This is a genomic window from Streptomyces sp. NK15101 (assembly GCF_020400725.1).
Taxonomy (GTDB): Bacteria; Actinomycetota; Actinomycetes; order Streptomycetales; family Streptomycetaceae; genus Streptomyces.
This window is the reverse complement of sequence record NZ_JAINVG010000020.1, coordinates 17,249-34,841: the sequence shown is the minus strand read 5'-3', so window position 1 is coordinate 34,841 and position 17,593 is coordinate 17,249. Positions and strand designations below refer to the sequence as shown.

At 70.9% G+C, this 17,593-nt stretch carries 19 protein-coding genes and 1 riboswitch; of the genes, 10 read left to right on the top strand and 9 right to left on the bottom strand.

Translation table 11 applies throughout. The features are described 5' to 3' along the window. The first annotated feature begins 69 nt into the window (after positions 1–69). Complete coding sequence (locus tag K7G60_RS13800; protein ID WP_225801170.1) at positions 70–720, top strand: hypothetical protein; 651 nt, start codon at positions 70–72, stop codon at positions 718–720. A 72-nt stretch (positions 721–792) separates the two neighbouring features. Here the strand turns inward: K7G60_RS13800 and K7G60_RS13795 are convergent, their stop codons facing one another. After that, positions 793–2,244: a VWA domain-containing protein gene (locus K7G60_RS13795; RefSeq protein ID WP_225801169.1), complete on the bottom strand. Its 1,452-nt coding sequence runs from the start codon at positions 2,242–2,244 to the stop codon at positions 793–795. A gap of 167 nt (positions 2,245–2,411) precedes the next feature. Continuing rightward, positions 2,412–4,208 (bottom strand): phosphomethylpyrimidine synthase ThiC, encoded by a 1,797-nt coding sequence (thiC, locus tag K7G60_RS13790; RefSeq protein ID WP_225801168.1) that lies wholly within the window; start codon positions 4,206–4,208, stop codon positions 2,412–2,414. Beyond that, a riboswitch (TPP riboswitch) is annotated at positions 4,202–4,336 on the bottom strand. (Overlaps the previous gene by 7 nt.) Before the next feature lie 71 nt (positions 4,337–4,407). Here thiC and K7G60_RS13785 point away from each other — a divergent pair. Continuing rightward, positions 4,408–5,868, top strand: a complete 1,461-nt coding sequence (locus K7G60_RS13785) for a YibE/F family protein (protein ID WP_225801167.1) — start codon at positions 4,408–4,410, stop codon at positions 5,866–5,868. Positions 5,869–5,992: 124 nt separating this feature from the next. Here the strand turns inward: K7G60_RS13785 and K7G60_RS13780 are convergent, their stop codons facing one another. The 4 genes from K7G60_RS13780 to K7G60_RS13765 all read right to left on the bottom strand — a co-directional run bounded on the left by K7G60_RS13780 (position 5,993) and on the right by K7G60_RS13765 (position 8,310). Continuing rightward, positions 5,993–6,433 (bottom strand): SsgA family sporulation/cell division regulator, encoded by a 441-nt coding sequence (locus K7G60_RS13780; protein ID WP_086823848.1) that lies wholly within the window; start codon positions 6,431–6,433, stop codon positions 5,993–5,995. A 138-nt stretch (positions 6,434–6,571) separates the two neighbouring features. Continuing rightward, on the bottom strand, positions 6,572–7,336 hold the full coding sequence (locus K7G60_RS13775; protein WP_225801166.1) for an IclR family transcriptional regulator: 765 nt from the start codon (positions 7,334–7,336) through the stop codon (positions 6,572–6,574). A 243-nt stretch (positions 7,337–7,579) separates the two neighbouring features. Continuing rightward, positions 7,580–7,798: a DUF5326 family protein gene (locus tag K7G60_RS13770; RefSeq protein ID WP_225801165.1), complete on the bottom strand. Its 219-nt coding sequence runs from the start codon at positions 7,796–7,798 to the stop codon at positions 7,580–7,582. Between the two features lie 194 nt (positions 7,799–7,992). Further along, entirely contained in the window at positions 7,993–8,310 is a 318-nt protein-coding gene (locus tag K7G60_RS13765) for a cupin domain-containing protein (protein ID WP_225801164.1), read from the bottom strand. Between the two features lie 51 nt (positions 8,311–8,361). On the opposite strand from K7G60_RS13765, the gene K7G60_RS13760 reads away from it, so the two are divergent. The 5 genes from K7G60_RS13760 to K7G60_RS13740 all read left to right on the top strand — a co-directional run bounded on the left by K7G60_RS13760 (position 8,362) and on the right by K7G60_RS13740 (position 12,030). After that, entirely contained in the window at positions 8,362–8,739 is a 378-nt protein-coding gene (locus K7G60_RS13760) for a phage holin family protein (RefSeq protein WP_225801163.1), read from the top strand. 9 nt (positions 8,740–8,748) lie between these two features. Then, positions 8,749–9,243, top strand: a complete 495-nt coding sequence (locus K7G60_RS13755) for a low molecular weight protein-tyrosine-phosphatase (RefSeq protein ID WP_225801162.1) — start codon at positions 8,749–8,751, stop codon at positions 9,241–9,243. Continuing rightward, positions 9,240–10,379: a cystathionine gamma-lyase gene (locus K7G60_RS13750; RefSeq protein WP_225801161.1), complete on the top strand. Its 1,140-nt coding sequence runs from the start codon at positions 9,240–9,242 to the stop codon at positions 10,377–10,379. Before K7G60_RS13755 ends, K7G60_RS13750 begins: the two co-directional genes overlap by 4 nt. Positions 10,380–10,618: 239 nt before the next feature. Then, a complete protein-coding gene (locus K7G60_RS13745; RefSeq protein ID WP_225801160.1) occupies positions 10,619–11,515 on the top strand; it encodes a LysR family transcriptional regulator in 897 nt (298 codons plus the stop codon). Positions 11,516–11,550: 35 nt separating this feature from the next. Further along, the gene (locus tag K7G60_RS13740) at positions 11,551–12,030 is read left to right on the top strand and encodes an NUDIX domain-containing protein (RefSeq protein WP_225801159.1); all 480 of its coding nucleotides are present in this window, start codon (positions 11,551–11,553) and stop codon (positions 12,028–12,030) included. 22 nt (positions 12,031–12,052) lie between these two features. Here K7G60_RS13740 and K7G60_RS13735 read toward each other — a convergent pair whose 3' ends face one another. Together K7G60_RS13735 and K7G60_RS13730 are read right to left on the bottom strand one after the other, a co-directional pair. Beyond that, entirely contained in the window at positions 12,053–13,246 is a 1,194-nt protein-coding gene (locus K7G60_RS13735) for a globin domain-containing protein (RefSeq protein WP_225801158.1), read from the bottom strand. Between the two features lie 105 nt (positions 13,247–13,351). Then, a complete protein-coding gene (locus tag K7G60_RS13730) occupies positions 13,352–14,005 on the bottom strand; it encodes an HAD family phosphatase (protein WP_225801157.1) in 654 nt (217 codons plus the stop codon). A 114-nt stretch (positions 14,006–14,119) separates the two neighbouring features. On the opposite strand from K7G60_RS13730, the gene K7G60_RS13725 reads away from it, so the two are divergent. From K7G60_RS13725 to K7G60_RS13715, 3 genes are all read left to right on the top strand, one after another. Beyond that, a complete protein-coding gene (locus tag K7G60_RS13725) occupies positions 14,120–14,983 on the top strand; it encodes a GNAT family N-acetyltransferase (RefSeq protein ID WP_225801156.1) in 864 nt (287 codons plus the stop codon). An 88-nt stretch (positions 14,984–15,071) separates the two neighbouring features. Next, positions 15,072–15,530 carry a MarR family winged helix-turn-helix transcriptional regulator gene (locus K7G60_RS13720; protein ID WP_225801155.1) on the top strand — a complete coding sequence of 153 codons (459 nt, stop codon included), beginning with the start codon at positions 15,072–15,074 and terminating at the stop codon, positions 15,528–15,530. A gap of 42 nt (positions 15,531–15,572) precedes the next feature. Next, complete coding sequence (locus K7G60_RS13715; RefSeq protein ID WP_225801154.1) at positions 15,573–16,025, top strand: GNAT family N-acetyltransferase; 453 nt, start codon at positions 15,573–15,575, stop codon at positions 16,023–16,025. A gap of 53 nt (positions 16,026–16,078) precedes the next feature. Here K7G60_RS13715 and K7G60_RS13710 read toward each other — a convergent pair whose 3' ends face one another. Next, positions 16,079–17,470 carry a serine hydrolase gene (locus K7G60_RS13710; protein WP_225801153.1) on the bottom strand — a complete coding sequence of 464 codons (1,392 nt, stop codon included), beginning with the start codon at positions 17,468–17,470 and terminating at the stop codon, positions 16,079–16,081. Positions 17,471–17,593: the final 123 nt, after the last annotated feature.

Genomic DNA, 17,593 nt, shown 5'->3' with positions numbered 1-17,593 from the left:
AGGCTCTCCTCCGTTTCCGCCCAACCGACCGTTTCCCACGGCTGATCCGGGCCTACGGAGCATCGGGGGATGCACATGAACGTGGCTCCGCACCTGCTGACCGAGGATCGCGCCGAGTACGAGCGGGTCCTCGACGACGCACTGAGCACCGCCCACGCACGTCCGGATCTCGCCGGGGTCGGAACGAGGCTCACGGTCGCGCAACTGCGCGCCATGACGATGAACGCGACAGCGCTCATCACCACGGCGGCGGCCGTCGAGTACGACCACTTCGTGAAGGTACGCGAGCAGAACCGGGCGGCCCTCGGGGCCCGGAGGACCGAAACGGAACCGGGCACGGACACCGGCGCGGGTGCCGGCGTCGTCGCCGTCGTCACCGTGCTGCTGCCCGTCCTCGCGGGCACCGCCGCCGCGATATTCCTGCTGGTCGGCGGGGTCCTGCACGCCCTCGCGCCCACCGTGGTGTTCGGCGGGACCCTGCTGACGGCAGGCCTCGTCTTCGCCGCCCTCGCCGCCGCCGGCCTGCTCTCCGCGGGCATCGGCCTCCTCGTGACCGCCCTGCGCAACAGTCCGGCCGCGTCGGACGGGACCGCCACGGCCGACGACGAGCTCTCCCTCGCCCGGGAGGCCTGGCGCCGCGCCCTCCTGGAGCGCGGCATCCTCCCCTTCCTCCGCGACGCCCTCGCCGCCGCGGCACCCCCGGATCCGACGCCCTCCTGAGGAACGGCGGGACCGGGGACCGCCCGGCCGTCGAGGGCCACCGCCCTCACGACACGATCCGGCAGCTCCCCCTCAGAGGATGCCGGCCCGGCGCGCGGCGGCCGTCCAGCTCGGGAACTCGGACAGGATCCGGTCGTAGAGCTCCTGGTCGGGGACCGTGCTGATGTCGTCGACAGCGAAGAAGCCGACGTTGTCGACGCGCCGTCCGGGCAGCGTGTCGAACCGTTCCAGCACTCCGTAGTCGGACCGCCCCAGACCGACGAACTGCCAGAAGATCGGCTCCTCCACCGCCGCGCGCAGCTCCTGCTCGATCTCGGCGTTGCGGTAGACGCCGCCGTCGGAGAAGAACAGCACCAGGGTGGGGGCGGGTACGGGGTTCGCGGCGACGTGGGAGCGGACCTCGGCGATGACGCGCTGCTCCTCGTTCTGGATGCCCACCGTCCTCATGTCGACCTGCCCGGGTTCGAGTCCCCTCGGCCTCTTGTTGCGACGGAAGAGGCCCACTTGCCCGACGCGTACGTGCAGGCGCAGCCAGTCGGGGAGTTCGCCGAGCCGGAGGTCCGGCAGCCGGGCGGGCTGGGAGGCGAACGTCCACGCCTGCATCTCACCGTCGTCGTCGAGCTGCGCGGCGACCGCGGCCATCCGCTCCACCACGTCGGCCACGACGCCCCGCGTGTACAGGAAGCTCATGGAGCCGGAGGCGTCCAGCACGAGGACGACACGCGCGACGATGCCCTCCGCCCCGTGCTTGCGCAGGCTGACCGCGACCTGTTCCTTGCGCAGCGACAGCCGCTTGCGCATGTCCACGGGGAGGCGCTCCTCGCCCTTGCCGAGGCGCGGGCTCCCGGGCGCCGCGCCCGACGCCGGCACGGCGGGCGGAGCCGGTGCGACGGGCGGGAGCTGCACCACGGGCGGAACCGACGCAGCGGGCGGAGCAGGTACGGCGGATGCCGACGGTACGGCGGGTGCCGGTGGCGCGGCGCCGGAGGACGGCTCGTCGACCGTGATGCCGAAATCCGTGGCCAGACCGGCGAGCCCCGAGGCGTAACCCTGGCCCACCGCCCGGAACTTCCACCGCCCCTGCCTCAGGTACAGCTCGCCGCAGATGAACGCCGTCTCCGTCCCGGCCGCCATGGCGAAGCGCACCAGCTCGTTCCCGGAAGCCGCGTCGAGCAGTCTCAGCATCAGACCGGGCACCTGGCCGAAGGTCCCGCCGTCGGCCGAGGCGCACAGCGCGACGCGCTCGACCCCGGCCTCCAGCAGGCGGAGGTCCACCGCCACGCTGTCGCTCGTGATGTCGGCGGCGCTCTGCTTTCCCAGATGGGTCACGGCTTCGGACGCGTGCCGCGGCTGGTTGTAGAAGACGAAGTCTCCGTCGTCGCGGACCCGGCCGGCCGAGGTCAGCAGCAGTGCCGAAGCATCGACGTCGGGCACGCCCGGTCCATGGGACCAGACGAGCTCGACGCGCAGCGCCGGAGAGTCCACCGGTACGTTGGCACCCTTGCTGAGGGATCTCGCTGTCATGACATCAGTCTGCCGAGTCCGCGCCCGAACGGCCGGTACTCACCGGCGCGGTCGTCCCGACGGCGGCTGTCACCGGCCGCGGTCGTGTCGGCGTGGTCGTACCGGCCGTGGTCGTACCGGCGGTGGGCGAGCGAGGCTCTGGGACGGCAGGGCCTCGCCCGCCGGTCTCAGTCCGCCAGCGGCAGGTAGACCCGGTTGCCCGAGGCCGCGAACTCCTTCGACTTCTCCAGCATCCCGGCCTCGATCTCCTCCGGGGTGGCGTCCGCGTCACCGCCGAACTGCTCCGTGATGCTCCTGCTGATCTTCATCGAGCAGAACTTCGGACCGCACATCGAGCAGAAGTGCGCGGTCTTCGCGGGCTCCGCCGGCAGCGTCTCGTCGTGGAACTCGCGCGCGGTGTCCGGGTCCATCGCCAGGTTGAACTGGTCCTCCCAGCGGAACTCGAAGCGCGCGTCGGACAGGGCGTCGTCCCACTCCTGCGCGCCCGGGTGCCCCTTCGCGAGATCCGCGGCGTGGGCCGCGATCTTGTACGTGATGACGCCCGTCTTCACGTCGTCCTTGTTCGGCAGGCCCAGGTGCTCCTTGGGCGTGACGTAGCAGAGCATCGCCGTGCCCCACCAGGCGATCATCGCGGCGCCGATGCCGGAGGTGATGTGGTCGTACGCGGGCGCGACGTCCGTGGTCAGCGGGCCGAGCGTGTAGAACGGCGCCTCCTCGCAGATCTCCTGCTGGAGGTCGATGTTCTCCTTGATCTTGTGCATCGGGACGTGGCCCGGGCCCTCGATCATCGTCTGCACGTTGTGCCGCTTGGCGATCGTGTTCAGCTCGCCGAGCGTGCGCAGCTCCGCGAACTGCGCCTCGTCGTTGGCGTCCGCGATCGAGCCGGGGCGCAGACCGTCGCCGAGCGAGTAGGTGACGTCGTACGCCGCCAGGATCTCGCAGAGCTCCTCGAAGTTCGTGTAGAGGAAGTTCTCCTTGTGGTGCGCGAGACACCACGCGGCCATGATCGAGCCGCCGCGCGAGACGATGCCGGTCTTGCGGCGGGCGGTCAGCGGTACGTACGGCAGGAGCACGCCGGCGTGCACCGTCATGTAGTCGACGCCCTGCTCGGCCTGCTCGATGACCGTGTCCTTGTAGATCTCCCAGGTCAGCTCCTCGGCCTTGCCGTCGACCTTCTCCAGGGCCTGGTAGAGCGGCACGGTGCCGATCGGCACGGGGGAGTTGCGCAGCACCCACTCGCGGGTGGTGTGGATGTTGCGGCCGGTGGACAGGTCCATGACCGTGTCGGCGCCCCACTTGGTCGCCCAGGTCATCTTCTCCACCTCCTCCTCGATGGAGGAGGTCACGGCGGAGTTGCCGATGTTGGCGTTGACCTTCACCAGGAACCGCTTGCCGATGATCATCGGCTCGATCTCCGGGTGGTTCACGTTCGCCGGCAGCACGGCGCGGCCCGCGGCGATCTCCTCCCGCACGACCTCGGGGGAGACGTTCTCGCGGATCGCGACGTACTCCATCTCCGGGGTGATCTCGCCCCGGCGGGCGTACGCGAGCTGGGTCACCGCCTGGCCGTCGCGGCCCCGGCGCGGCAGACGGGGGCGGCCGGGGAAGACGGCGTCGAGGTTCTTCAGCCCACCGCCGCGCGGGGAGGTGTGCTTGATGCCGTCGTCCTCGGGGCGGACCGGGCGGCCCGCGTACTCCTCGGTGTCGCCGCGCGCGATGATCCAGTTCTCGCGCAGCGGGGGAAGGCCCCGCCGGACATCGGTGTCGATGGCGGGGTCGGTGTACGGGCCGGACGTGTCGTACAGCGTGACGTCCTTGCCGTTGGTGAGGTGCACCTGCCGGACGGGCACCCGGAGGTCGGGGCGCGAGCCCTGGACGTACCCCTTGTGCCAGCCCGGCGTGCGCCCCTGCCCGTCGGTCTGGTTCTGCTCGGAGGCAGGCGTGCGTGCATCCTGAATGGTCATGAGACCGATCTCCCTACGCCGGCATTACCCGGTAACAGGTTCGGCGGTCGGCGCAGCCTCTTCCCGTACGCGCGTACGGTGATCAGCGCCCTCTCAGCCCGGTGCTCCGAGCTCCCGCGTGTGCAAAGGTGCCACCACGCTAGCGTCATCCCTGGCGTGCTGAACAGTGGGCCCCCGCCGTTCTTGCGATGATCGGCCGGTGACTTCCCCCCAGCAGCCCCTCGAGCCACACCACCACACCCACGGACCCGGGCACGATCCCGGGCCCGGTTCGGGCCACGATTCCGGGCCGCCCCACGGGCACGGACACGGACACGGGGACGGAGGTGGGCACGGAGGCGGAGGCGGGGGCCACGGAGGCGGCGGACACGGAGGCGGACACGGCCACAGCCACAGCCACGGGCCCGCCGCCCCGGTCTCACGGCACCTGCGCAAGGTCATCGCCGCGATCCTGATCCCCTTCGCCACCGCCGTCGTCGTCGGGCTCGCGGTCCTGTGGCCGGGCGGCACCCCGGCGCACGAGCGCACCGGCGTCGGCTTCGACCGGCAGACCGAGCAGGGCGAGGTCGTCTCCGTCGAGCACGTCGACTGCAAGGACGTGAACGCCGCTCAGGTCCCGCCGACCGGCGACACCTCCACCCCGGAGGGGCGCGAGGCGGTCAACGCCCAGCAGGGGCAGTGCGAGAAGGCGACGGTCGAGGTCACCAGCGGCCCGCACAAGGGCCGCAGGTTCGTCGAGATCGTGCAGCCCGACGCGCCGCGCCAACTGCACGAGGGCCAGGGGGTGGTGGTGGCGTACGCCCCCGACGCCCCGCGCGACCTGCAGTACTCGGTGACCGACGTGAACCGCAAGCTGCCGCTGGCACTGCTCGCCGGCATCTTCGCCGTCGCGGTCGTGCTGGTCGGGCGGATGCGGGGCGTCATGGCGCTCATCTCACTCGCCGTGAGCTTCCTCCTGCTGACGTACTTCATCCTGCCGGCGATCCTGGAGGGGTCGAACCCGCTGATCGTCGCGGTGGTCGGGTCGAGCGCGATCATGCTGATCGCGCTCTACATGTGCCACGGGCTCTCGGCCCGCACCTCGGTCGCCGTGCTCGGCACGCTGATCTCGCTGCTGCTGATCGGCCTGCTCGGCTCGCTCTTCGTCGGCTGGGCCTCGCTCAGCGGCAACACCGACGACAACACCGGTCTGATCCACGGCCTCTACCCGGAGATCGACATGTCCGGCCTGCTGCTCGCCGGGATCATCATCGGCTCGCTGGGCGTGCTCGACGACGTGACGGTCACCCAGACCTCGGCGGTCTGGGAGCTGCACCAGGCCGATCCGGGCATGGGGCCGCGCCGCCTGTACCGGGCGGGGATCCGGATCGGCCGCGACCACATCGCCTCGGTCGTGAACACGCTGGTGCTGGCCTACGCGGGTGCCGCCCTTCCGCTGCTGCTGCTCTTCTCCATCGCCCAGAGCAGCATGGGGACGGTGGCCAACAGCGAGCTGGTCGCCGAGGAGATCGTCCGGACCCTGGTCGGCTCGATCGGTCTGGTGGCGTCCGTTCCGGTCACCACGGCGCTCGCGGCCCTGGTGGTCTCCGCCGACCGGCCGGCGTCCGGGGGCGGGAAGCCGGCGGCGGTACGGGGAGGGCGGCGCCGTCGCGCCAAGTGAGGCGGACGTGCGGAGGCGTCGGGCCGGCCCGGCTCGGGGAGGAGGGTCCGGCTCGGAGAGGGCGCCGACTCGGGGAGCCGGTTCGGGAAGCCGGTTCGGACGGACCGGCTCGGGTGGGGGCGGCTCAGGCGGGGCCGGCGTTCTCCTCGGCCAGGATCCGGCCCAGCGCGGCCTCCAGGTGGTCCTCGAAGTCGCCGAGTGTCCGTTCCTGACCGAGCGGAACGAGCTTGTCCGTTCGGTCGAGGAAGGCGACCAGCGGTGGAGCGCTGGCCCTGAACAGCGCGCGATCGCCGCCCACCTGGAGCCGGATGGAGACGTCCGAGAGCCGCTCCGGCTCCGTCGGGGCGATGTGCACATCACCGTCCCCGCTCGGCCGGTTGATCCCGTCGAGGAGCAGCTCCCTCCCGAACGCCCAGGTCACAGGGGCGTCTCCGGGGAGGTGGAAGGTCATCCGCACCGCGTAGGGATCCCGGGTCTCATACCGGAGTTCGACCGGGATCTTGAAGGAGAGCTCCTCGGAGACGAGGAAGCTCATCAGGACCTCGGCCTGAACGGACTCTCGCATCGTGTACCCCGCAGTAGATGAAGCAGTTGTGTGAACACAGCTGCTGAAAGCTGTGACCGAAACGGCCAGGAATGATCCCCTGTGGCCCTCTTGACGCAATCGTGCTGTACGCACTAGCAGATCACAAGGAGTGATTTTTCAGATACTGATAGAGAAAGCGAGGGAGCCGAAGAGTCTTCCGATCTCCGTGCGTAGCCGCTCGATCGCGGGGAGCAACCGTTCTTCCTGGTGGAGGGGGAGGGAAATCGCCATGGTGGCCGCCACGGAGCCCGCGGTGATGGGGATCGCGGCGCAGACCGTGCCGAGCGCATATTCCTGACGCTCCACCAGCGGCTCCATTCGCCCCAAACCACCCAAACGATCCAAAAGGACACGGCGATTACGCACCGTGTACGGAGTGATGGCTTCCACCGGGTGGCGGTCGAGGTGGTCTTGACGAGTTTTCAGATCGAGTTGACTCAGCAGGCACTGCCCGATCGCGTGGGCGTGCGCGGTCTCGCGGAAGTCGGCCCATTCCTCCACCGCGGGGGCGGAAGGGGTATCGGCGACGGCGACGAGCTCGATCTCGCCTTCGCGGTAGCAGGCGAAGTAAATGGGTACACCGATCTCGTCCCGCCAACGGGCAAGGGAATCTTCGATCTTGATGCGACGATTCTGCACAGCTCCGCCGCCGGCCAGTCGGACGGCGGCGTCGCCCAGGACGAACACACCCTTGTCGCGGAGCAGATAGCCCTCGTGCGTCAGGGTGCGGAGCAGGTGGTACGTGGTGGGCAGCGGGAGGCCCGTCTCACGTGCGAGCTGTTTCGCGGGGGCGCCCTCCGCATGGGAGGCCACGGCCTCCAGGAGTCTCAGCGCCCGCTGCACCGAGCCGATCAGCGTAGGCGCTGCCGTCTGCGTAGCCATGGCCAAAGGTCACCCCCAGGCGTGAGGACGGGTGCAGTGCACCCGCCCGCGGGGGCCGCCCCCGCGCGCCCGCCGGGCCTGGGAAACCGCTGGTCAGTATGGAGGTCTACGCCTGTAGTCCCCATCGCGGCGGCGAGATTCCACTCTAGTGGCAGCCTCAGGGCCCATACCCTGATTCGGCGGGGGCGTTCCCTCGCCCGGGCTAACGTCCGCCATCGCCTTCATACCGATCAGTAGCTTGTGCTACCAGTCCTCGCGCGACCTGGCGGAGGAGCTGAACTTCCGCACGACGTAGATCAGTCCGGCGACGAGGGCCACGAAGAGCAGCACCTTGAAGAGCAGACCGATCACGAAGCTGAGGACGCTGGTGATCAGCCCGCCGAAGACGAGCAGGGCGAGAACGGGTATGGCGACCCACTTCACCCACCAGGGCATCCCCGCGAGAATCTCCCGTACGGCCATCGTCCCTACCTCGCTCTCGAAGAACCGCGCACTCCGCGCCGAACACCCTCAAGGCTAGGGTCGGGAGGAAGCCCGTGGGGTCCCTGCGGCCCCCGCTCTCCCCTGATCCGCCCCCTAGGGGCTCGGTCCCTCGTGCCGGCACCGCCCTCAGGGTCCGGCTCGGCCCCCGTGCTCGGCGCGGGCCCGCACCCGGCTCAGCTCTCCGGCGGCGAGAAGACCACCATGACCCGCAGGTCCTCGCTGATGTGGTGGAACCGGTGCTCCACCCCGGCCGGCACGTAGACCACGCTGCCGCGTGCCACCTGGGTCGTCTCCGTGCCGACCGTGATCGACGCCCGCCCGCTGACCACGAAGTACACCTCGTCCTGACCGTGCGGCTGCTGCGGATCGAGTTCCCCGGCGTCGAGCGCGTACAGACCCACCGACATGTTCCGCTCGCGCAGGAACTGGAGGTACGCACCCTTGTTCGCGGCGCGTTCCGCTTCCAGTTCGTCCAGTCGGAATGCCTTCATCGCCCGCTCGCCCCTGCCTTCGGCCCGATCATGTCTGCCACGATCAGACACATGAAGAATTTCGTAGTCAAGACGCTCGCGAACGCGGGCGCCCTGGGAGTCGCCATCTGGCTGCTCCAGGACATCACCCTGACCGGTGAGAGCACCGCCAAGAAGGCCTGGACCCTCATTCTCGTGGCTCTCGTCTTCGGGCTGGTGAACTTCCTGGTCAAGCCAGTCGTCAAGCTCCTGACGCTTCCCCTCTTCATCCTGACCCTCGGTCTGATCACCCTGGTGGTCAACGCCCTGATGCTGCTCCTCACGTCCTGGCTGGCCGAGCAGCTCGACCTCAGCTTCCACGTGGAGGGCTTCTGGACCGCCGTCCTGGGCGGCCTGATCATCTCCGTCGTCTCGTGGGCGCTGAACGTCGTGCTCCCCGACGGCGACTGAGCGGGGACCATGACCTACCGCGTCTGCTTCGTCTGCACGGGCAACATCTGCCGCTCGCCGATGGCCGAGCACGTCTTCCGCCGCCGGGTGGAGGAGGCCGGCCTCGGCGGGCTGGTCGAGGTCGACAGCGCGGGCACCGGAGGCTGGCACGAGGGCGACGGGGCCGACCCGCGCACGGTCGCCGTCCTCGACGGGAACGGATACACCTCCGCGCACACCGCCCGGCGGTTCCGGCCCTCGTGGTTCCCCGCCCTCGACCTGGTGATCGCCCTGGACGAAGGACATCTGCGGGAGCTCACCCGGCTCGCCCGCACCCCCGAGGAGGCGGCGAGAATAAGGCTCCTGCGCTCCTACGACCCGGCCGCCGGGGCCGGACTCCTCGACGTCCCCGACCCCTACTACGGGGACCATGAGGACTTCGAGGAGTGCCTGGAGATGGTGGAGGCCGCGAGCGAGGGACTGCTCGCGGCCGTACGCGCGGAACTGGAGGAACGGACACCGTGAAGGACGACGAACTCGGCGACGGCACCCGGGCGGTACGGGCCGGGCTGCCCGAGCCCGTGAAGTACGAGCCGACCCTGCCGGGGCCGGTCTTCGCGGCCCACTTCCACCTGCCCGGCGAGCCGACCGGCCCCTACACCTACGGCCGCGACGAGAATCCCACCTGGACCCATCTGGAGCGGGCGATCGGCGAGCTGGAGGCACCGGGGGAGGAGGGGGTGGAGACCCTGGTCTTCGCCTCCGGCATGGCCGCGATCTCCGCCGTCCTGTTCTCGCAGCTGAAGGCCGGCGACGCGGTGGTTCTGCCGGCCGACGGCTATCAGGCCCTGCCCCTGCTGCACGAACAGCTGCGGGCGTACGGCGTCGAGGTCCGCACCGCTCCGACCGGCGGCGACGCCCAGCTGTCCGTACTGGACGGAGCCCGGCTGCTGTGGCTCGAGACCCCGTCCAACCCCGGTCTCGACGTGTGCGACGTCCGCCGTCTGGTGCGGGAGGCCCACGCCGCCGGGGCGCTCGTCGCCGTCGACAACACCCTCGCCACCCCGCTCGGACAGCGCCCGCTCGCGCTGGGCGCGGACTTCTCCGTCGCCAGCGACACCAAGGGCATGACCGGGCACGGCGACGTCCTGCTCGGTCATGTGAGCTGCCGAGATCCCCGGCGGGCGGCCGAGGTACGGCGCTGGCGGAAGATCGTCGGCGCCATCCCCGGTCCCATGGAGGCCTGGCTCGCCCATCGGTCGCTCGCCACGCTCCAGCTGCGGATCGACCGGCAGTGCTCCACCGCGCTGGCGCTGGCGCGGACGCTCGCCGAACGCGCGGACGTGACCGGGCTGCGCTACCCCGGGCTGCCCGACGACCCCTCGCACGCGGTGGCCGCCCGGCAGATGCGGCGCTTCGGCCCGGTCGTCTCCTTCGAGCTGGCGGACCGGAAGCGGGCCGACCGGTTCTTGGAGGAGCTGCGGCTCGTCGACGACGCCACCAGTTTCGGTGGCGTGCGCTCCACGGCGGAGCGGCGCGGGCGCTGGGGCGGGGACGCGGTGGCGGAGGGCTTCATCCGCTTCTCGGTCGGAGCCGAGGACCCGGAGGACCTGATCGCCGATGTGCTGCGCGCCCTCGACGCGGCCGGGAGCGCCGGCTGAGACCGGTGGTCCCGGGCCCGGCGTACGCGGAGCGGGGCGCTCCGAGCCTCCCCCCTCGTGGCTCGGAACGCCCTCGGTTTCCCGCTCGGAAACCGCCTGAACAAGGCTAGTTGACTGAGCGTCAGTGTCCAATCACGGTAGCGACAGCGACCTATCGACTTATTTATAGTTGGACGGTCCTGAGGCGCAGTCAGCCGACCGCCTGAGTCGGACGGCCATGCGGCCGGGAGGGGGCGGACATGGATCTGGCCCTGCTGCGCACGTTCGTCACAGTGCACCGGGCCGGTTCCTTCACCCGCGCCGCAGCGCTCCTGGGCCTCTCCCAGCCCGCCGTCACCAGCCAGATCCGCACGCTGGAGCGACAGCTCGGGCGGCCGCTCTTCCTCAGACAGGCGCGCGGAGTCACCCCGACCACCATCGGCGACGAGCTCGCGCACCGCGCGGCACCCCATCTGGACGCTCTCGTGGAGATCGCCGAGAGCGGGCTCGACGAGGAGAGCGATGTGCGCACCCTCCATCTCGCCGGCCCCCCGGAGTTCACCGCGCTCCGCGCGCTGCCCGCCCTCACCCCCCTGGTCGACCAGGGGCTCGCCGTGCGGGCCTCCTTCCTCGGCGACACGGAGGAGATCCTCGACGGGCTCGCCGCGGGCCATCACGATCTGGCCATCGCGACCGCCCGCCCCCGGGGAGGCCTGCTGGTCTCCACCCCGCTCTGCGACGAGGAGCACGTCCTGGTCGCGGCCCCGCGCTGGGCCGCCCGGCTCTCCCCCGAGGTGCTCCTGCGCAAGGGCGCGGTGGTCCTGGAGCAGCTGCCGGTGGTCGAGGTCCACGAGTCGCTGCCCTTCGTCTCCCGTTACTGGGCGAGTGTCTTCGAGACCAAACCGGCGGCGGCCGCCACCGTCATCGCCCCCGACCTGCGGGCCGTGCGGGACTCCGCCGCCTCCGGCGCCGGGCTCGCCGTCCTGCCGCGCTACCTGTGCGAGGAGGCCCTGCGGCAGGGGCGTCTCGTGGCGCTGGTCGACCCCCCGGTCCCTCCGCTCCGGACCTACTTCCTGGTCGCACGCACGGGGACGCTCGGCCTGTCCCCGCTCGCCCGGGCCCACGAGGAACTGCTGCGCGCAGCCGGGAACTGGTGAGTTTCAGGACACCTCGGACGGGCCATTTTCTTCCCATGACCGAACGTCCCGTGATCAAGCGCACCGCACGCGCCATCCTGCTCGACGGGGACGATCTGATCCTCATCAAGCGGACCAAGCCCGGCATGGATCCCTACTGGGTCACCCCCGGCGGCGGCGTGGAGCCCACCGACTCCACCGTCGTCGAGGCCCTGCACCGCGAGGTGCTCGAAGAGCTCGGCGCCAAGATCACCGATGTGGTGCCCTGCTTCGTCGACACCGTCGAGCACATCGTCGACGGCGGGGTCTCCGGGGTGAAGGTCCAGCACTTCTTCGTGTGCCGGCTCGGCTCCATGGACCCCTCGCTGCGGCACGGCCCCGAGGTCGAGGAGCCGGTCGGCGAGTACGAGATCGTCCGGGTGCCCTTCAGCCGGGTCGGCATCGCCGCCGTGCACCTCGTCCCGCTCTCCCTGCGCCACTACCTCGACGGCAACATCGAGGGTGTCCGCGCGATGCACGCCCCCGACCTGGGTTAGGTCCCGTCCGGCGGCTCAGGCCCTAACCGGCAGCGGCGGAGGTGAGCTCCGCGAGGAAGTCGTGGCGGATGCGATCCGAGGGGACCCCCGCGCCGCGCAGGGCGTCGACGCCCCGGCGGACCATGTCGAGCGGCCCCGAGAGATAGGCGTCCCGTTCGTTCCACGGGCCGTAGCGGCAGACGGCGTCCGGGAGCCTCCCCTGCTCCTCGGTGACCGGGTGGACGGAGAGCCACGGGAAGGTCTTCTGGAGCCGCAGCATCGTGTCGATGTCGTAGAGGTCGTGGCCGCTGCGCGCTCCGTAGAAGACGTCGACCGGGCGCCGGTCCCCGTGCTCGGCGACGTCCTCGACCAGGGCCTTGATCGGCGCTATTCCGGTGCCTCCGCCCATGCAGAGCAGGCCGGTGTCCGTGGAGTGGTCGACCGTCATGGAGCCGGCCGGCGGACCGAGCCGCAGCACGTCCCCGGGGCGCGCCCGGTGGACCAGCGCGTTGGACACCCAGCCGGCCGGGACGGCCTTGACGTGCAGGGAGAGCAGTCCGTCCGGCCGGGGCGCCGAGGCGAAGGAGTAGTGGCGCCAGATCCGGGGCCACCAGGGGGTCTCCAGCGTCGTGTACTGCCCGGCGAGGAAGGGGTACGGCCGGTCGGGCCTGAGGGTGACGACGGCGATGTCCGGGGTGCGCAGGTCGTGGGAGACCACCTCGGCCTGCCACCAGGCGGGCGCGGTCCGCTCGTTCTCCGCGGCCGCGTCGATCATGATCTGGGAGATCGTCGTGTACGTGCGGACCCAGGCCGCCTCGGTCTCCTCGTCCCAGCTCCTCTCCGCGTACCGCTCCAGAGCTCCGATGAGGGCCTCGCCGACGGCCGGGTAGTGGGCCGCCCGGGTCCCGTACTTCCGGTGCCCCCTGCCGAGGTTCTCCAGGTACGCGGTGAGGACCGGGGTGTCTTCCATGTGCTCGGCCGCCGTCAGCAGGGCCTTCAGGAGCCGGTCCCGCTGGGTTTCCATGGCCGCGGGGAACATCTCGCGCAGTTCGGGGTGCCGGACGAAGAGCAGGGCGTAGAAGTACGAGGTCACCCGGCCGGCGACCGGCGCGATCTCCGCCAGGGTGCGCCGGACGAGCACCGCGTCGGCGGACGGTCCCCCGGCTGTCCGGGATTCCTTCCCCTCCGCGTCAGGCGGCTCCCGCTCGTCCGTCGTGGTGGTCGGAGCATCCATCATGTGCCTCGCCTCGTGCTGGCCGGCTTCAGTGACCGCAGCATGGCGCTTCCGACCGGCGCTTCGGACGGAAAGCGGCGTTCTCGGGCCATAGGCCCGGTTTTCTGGCTAGGCTGCGCTGTTTCGGACCAGGGCGTAGGCCTCGCGCAGGTCCCCGCCGGAGTAGCTGTGGCGGGAGAGCCCGGCCAGGTGGTGGTCCGCGTTCACGGCCACCGTCTCCGGCACGATCGCGAAGAGCTCCGCGTCGGACATCGAGTCCCCGTACGCGACGCAGTCGGCGGGGTCCACCCCGTACCCCGCGCAGAGCTCCCTCGCGATCCGCACCTTCGCGCGCGCGTCGAGAATGCCCGGCCGGTGGATCGGCTCGGTGAAGGGGACCGCCGGCCAGAGCGAACCGTGGGTCGAGTCGGCCCCCCAGTCGAGAAGCCGCTCGACGAAGAAGTCGGGTGAGAGGGAGATGACCGCGCAGCGGTCTCCCCGCGCCCGGATGTCCGCCCAGACCTCGCGGATGCCCGTCAGCCAGGGGGCCCCTTCGAAGGCCGCCGCTACCTGCTCCAGGGTGAGCGCGGCCCACAGCTCACGGGCCTGGACGGCGAACTCGTCCGGCGTGAGCCCCCGCAGGAACCCCTCCTCCAGAACGGCGATCTCGTCCACCAGGTCGAGTTGCCGGGAGATCTCCACCGCGGCGGCCGAGCCCCTGATCAGGGTGCCGTCGAGGTCGAAGAGGTGCAGTCGTCGCGTTCGGGGTTTCACGTGAAACATCGTCCAGGTGCCCCACCGGCGGAATCAACGACTCCTCGGGTATCGGCCAGGGAGATCGGCCGGATCCGGTAAAGCAGTGGACGGCAGATCACCGCTTCGGAGAGCCTGAAAGGCATGCCGACTCCCCCCTCCTCCCTCGCCCGGCTTCCGATCCGACGTCTCATTTCCGAGGACCTCCTCGCCTGCGCCGACCTCTCCGAGAACCGGGGCTGGCCACGCGAGGAACACAAGTGGGGCCTGTTGCTCACCGCCGGCACCGGCTACGGCATCGACGACCCCGACGGCCCGGGCCTCGCCGCCTGCTCCGTGGTCACCTCGTACGGTCCCGGGCTCGCCGCGATCGGCATGGTGCTCGTCGCCGAGCGGTACGCACGCCAGGGCGTGGGCCGCCGGCTCATGCGGCACGTGCTGGCGGAGGCCGGGGACACCCCGCTCACGCTGTACGCCACGGCGAACGGGCAGCCCCTGTACGAACAGCTGGGCTTCACCGAGACGAGCCGGTCCGAGATGGTGCGCGGGCGCTTCACCTTCGCCGCCCCCGCCCCGGACGTTCCGGTTCGCCCGGCGACGGCCGAGGACCTCCCGGCGGTCCTGCGCCTGGACCACGAGGTCTTCGGTCTCGACCGCACCCATCTCATCGCCCGCCTCCCCGCCTTCGCGGATCACCTCAGGGTCGCGGAGGAGGACGGCGAGATCACCGGCTTCGCGGCCGCCTGGCCCAACATGGACACCCATGTCATCGGCCCCCTGATCGCCCGGGACCCGGGCACCGCGAAGGCCCTGATCGCCTCGCTGGCCGCCGCCACCGACCGACCGCTGCGCACGGACATCGACGTGCGGCACGCCTCCCTGCTGAGCTGGACGAAGGAGAACGGCATCGACACGATCGCCACCACATCGGTGATGGTCCGCTCCCTGCCCGATCTCCCCGGCGACTGGCGCCGCCGCTTCGCTCCCCTGACGGTCGCCGCCGGATAGGTTTACTTGCAGACGCCCATTATTGCGTTCCTTCGTCTACCCTGGACCGAGAGCCGCACCGGCGCCGAGGAGACACCGAGGAGAGAACATGACCGCGACGGACCCCGCACTCACCGCGCTCGCCCAGCGCTGGTGCGCCCTCTCCCTGCTCCACGGCAGGATCGAGTCCCACATCGAGCGCGCCCTGGAGTCCGGTCATGGTCTGAGCGTGCGGGAGTACTCGCTGCTCGACGTCCTCAGCCGCCAGCACAGCGGCCCCGGCGGCCACCTCCAGATGAAGCAGGTCGCCGACGCCGTGGTGCTCAGCCAGAGCGCCACCACCCGGCTCGTCACCCGGCTGGAGGACCGCGGTCTGCTCACCCGGTACCTCTGCGCCACCGACCGGCGCGGCATCTACACCGATGTGACCGAGGCCGGTCAGAAGCTCCTCGAAGAGGCCCGCCCCACCAACGACAGGGCGCTGCGCGAGGCTCTCGACGAAGCCGCGAAGAACCCCGAACTGGCCCCGCTGGTCCAGGTCGTGGAGGGCGTGGGCGCGCCCGTGTGAGTCCGGCGCCGGGGCGGGGCGCCCCGGCGTTACCCTGCGGCCATGAGCGATCTTGAGATACGCCCCGCCACCGCGGAGGACCTGCCGGCCATCGTCGCGATGCTCGCCGACGACCCCCTGGGCGCACAGCGTGAATCCCCTGACGACCTCGCCCCTTACCTCGTCGCCTTCGAGCGCCTCGCGAACGACCCGAACCAGCACGTCGTCGTGGCCGTCCGCGGGGACAAGGTCGTCGGCACCCTCCAGCTGACGGTCATCCCGGGGCTCTCCCGCCGGGGGACCACCCGGTCGATCATCGAGGGCGTCCGCATCCACGCCGACGAGCGCGGCAGCGGTCTCGGAACGCAGCTCATCGAATGGGCCGTCGAGGAGTCCGGGCGCCAGGACTGCAGGCTCGTCCAGCTGACCTCCGACGTCACCCGCACCGATGCCCACCGCTTCTACGAGCGGCTGGGCTTCGAGGCCTCCCACGTGGGGTTCAAGAAGAGCCTCTGAGGAGACGTTTCACGTGAAACGGCATGGTTTCACGTGAAACACCCCTCATCTGCTCAGAGACCGCGCCAGCCCGCCTCGTCCACACCGCCCGGAACCGCGTCCCCCGGCTCGTACGGCTCCCGCGTGAAGACGAACGAGCCGAGGTCGAGATGGCTCACGCTGCCGTCGGCGCGCCGCACCGCCCTGAGCGTCTCGCCCGCGTAGTAGCCGTTCAGGCCGACCCAGCCGCCCTCGGGCAGCGCCCGGAAGCGGGCCCGTCGTCCGGCGCCCCGCAGCGGTTCGAGCACCACGCTCCGCTCGGGACCGAGCCGCAGCCCGTAGACGTACGTGCCCCAATACCAGGGTCCCGTGAGGGACAGCAGCTCCTGGTCGACCTCGGCCTCGGGAAGGGGCCGCCACGGCTCCGGGAACCGGGGCTCCGCCTCCGCCACGATCCGTACGAGATCGGCGGCCACGACTCCTGTCAGCGGACCTGAGGTGGCGTTGGCGAGCGCGATGCCCGCAAGGCCGTCCTCCACGCTCACCCACAGGGAGGCGACGAAGCCGGGCAGGGAGCCGCTGTGGCCGATCAGGGTGCGGCCGTCCTTGTGCACCAGCTGGAGACCGAGTCCGTAGCTCCCCTCCCAGTCGCCCTCCCCGGCGGGAGAGGCGGGGGCACGCATCTCCTCCACGGTCGCCGCGGAGAGCACCCGCTCGTCCCCCGCAGCGAGGAAGGCGGCGAAGCGGGCGAGGTCGGCGGCCGTCGACCAGAGCTGTCCGGCCGATGCCATCAGACCGAGGTCCTCGGACGGTTCGGGCAGCATGACGTCGGCCCAGGGGTGCACCGCCCAGCCGCCCGCGTGCGGGGCGACGGGATCGACCGTCGTGCGACCCATCCCCAACGGCTCCAGGATCTCGCGCCGCAGCGCCTCTTCCCAGGACACCCCCCGGACCGCCTCGACCAGTGAACCCAGCAGCGTGTAGCCGGGGTTGGAGTAGTGGTGCCGGCGCCCCGGCGACTGGAGGAAGGGCTGCTCCCCCAGGACGTCGGAGAGCCCCGGCCGCAGGGCGGCCGAGGACCGCTCCCACCAGGAGCCGGGCGTCTCGGCGGCGAGTCCGCCGGTGTGGCCCAGGAGTTGGGCGATCGTCACCTCGCCGACGCCCGTTCCCTTCAGGTGCCGTTCCAGCGGATCGTCGAGCCCGAGCAGGCCCTCGTCGCGGAGCCTCATCACCAGGACGGCGGTGAACACCTTGGTGATGGACCCGATCCTGAACTGGGTGTCGGCGTCCGGCGCATGGCCGTCCACGCAACTGCGCGCGCCGCTCCACACCAGCGAACCGTCACGGACCACCGCCCCCACGAAGGACGGTGCCCGCCCTTCGGACTGGGCGACCGCGACGCGGTGCAGCAGAGCCCGCTCGGTACCGGGCAACAAGGCTTCGGAAGATGTCGTCACAGAACCCATCCAACGCGATGCCGGCCGCGGAACTTCCCTCTTGCAGGGTCTCACGGCCCGTGGCACGGGGCGGGCTACCGACCAGCTGCTTTCAAGCTGTCTCACGGCGATGGCACACGCCCCGGTCTCATG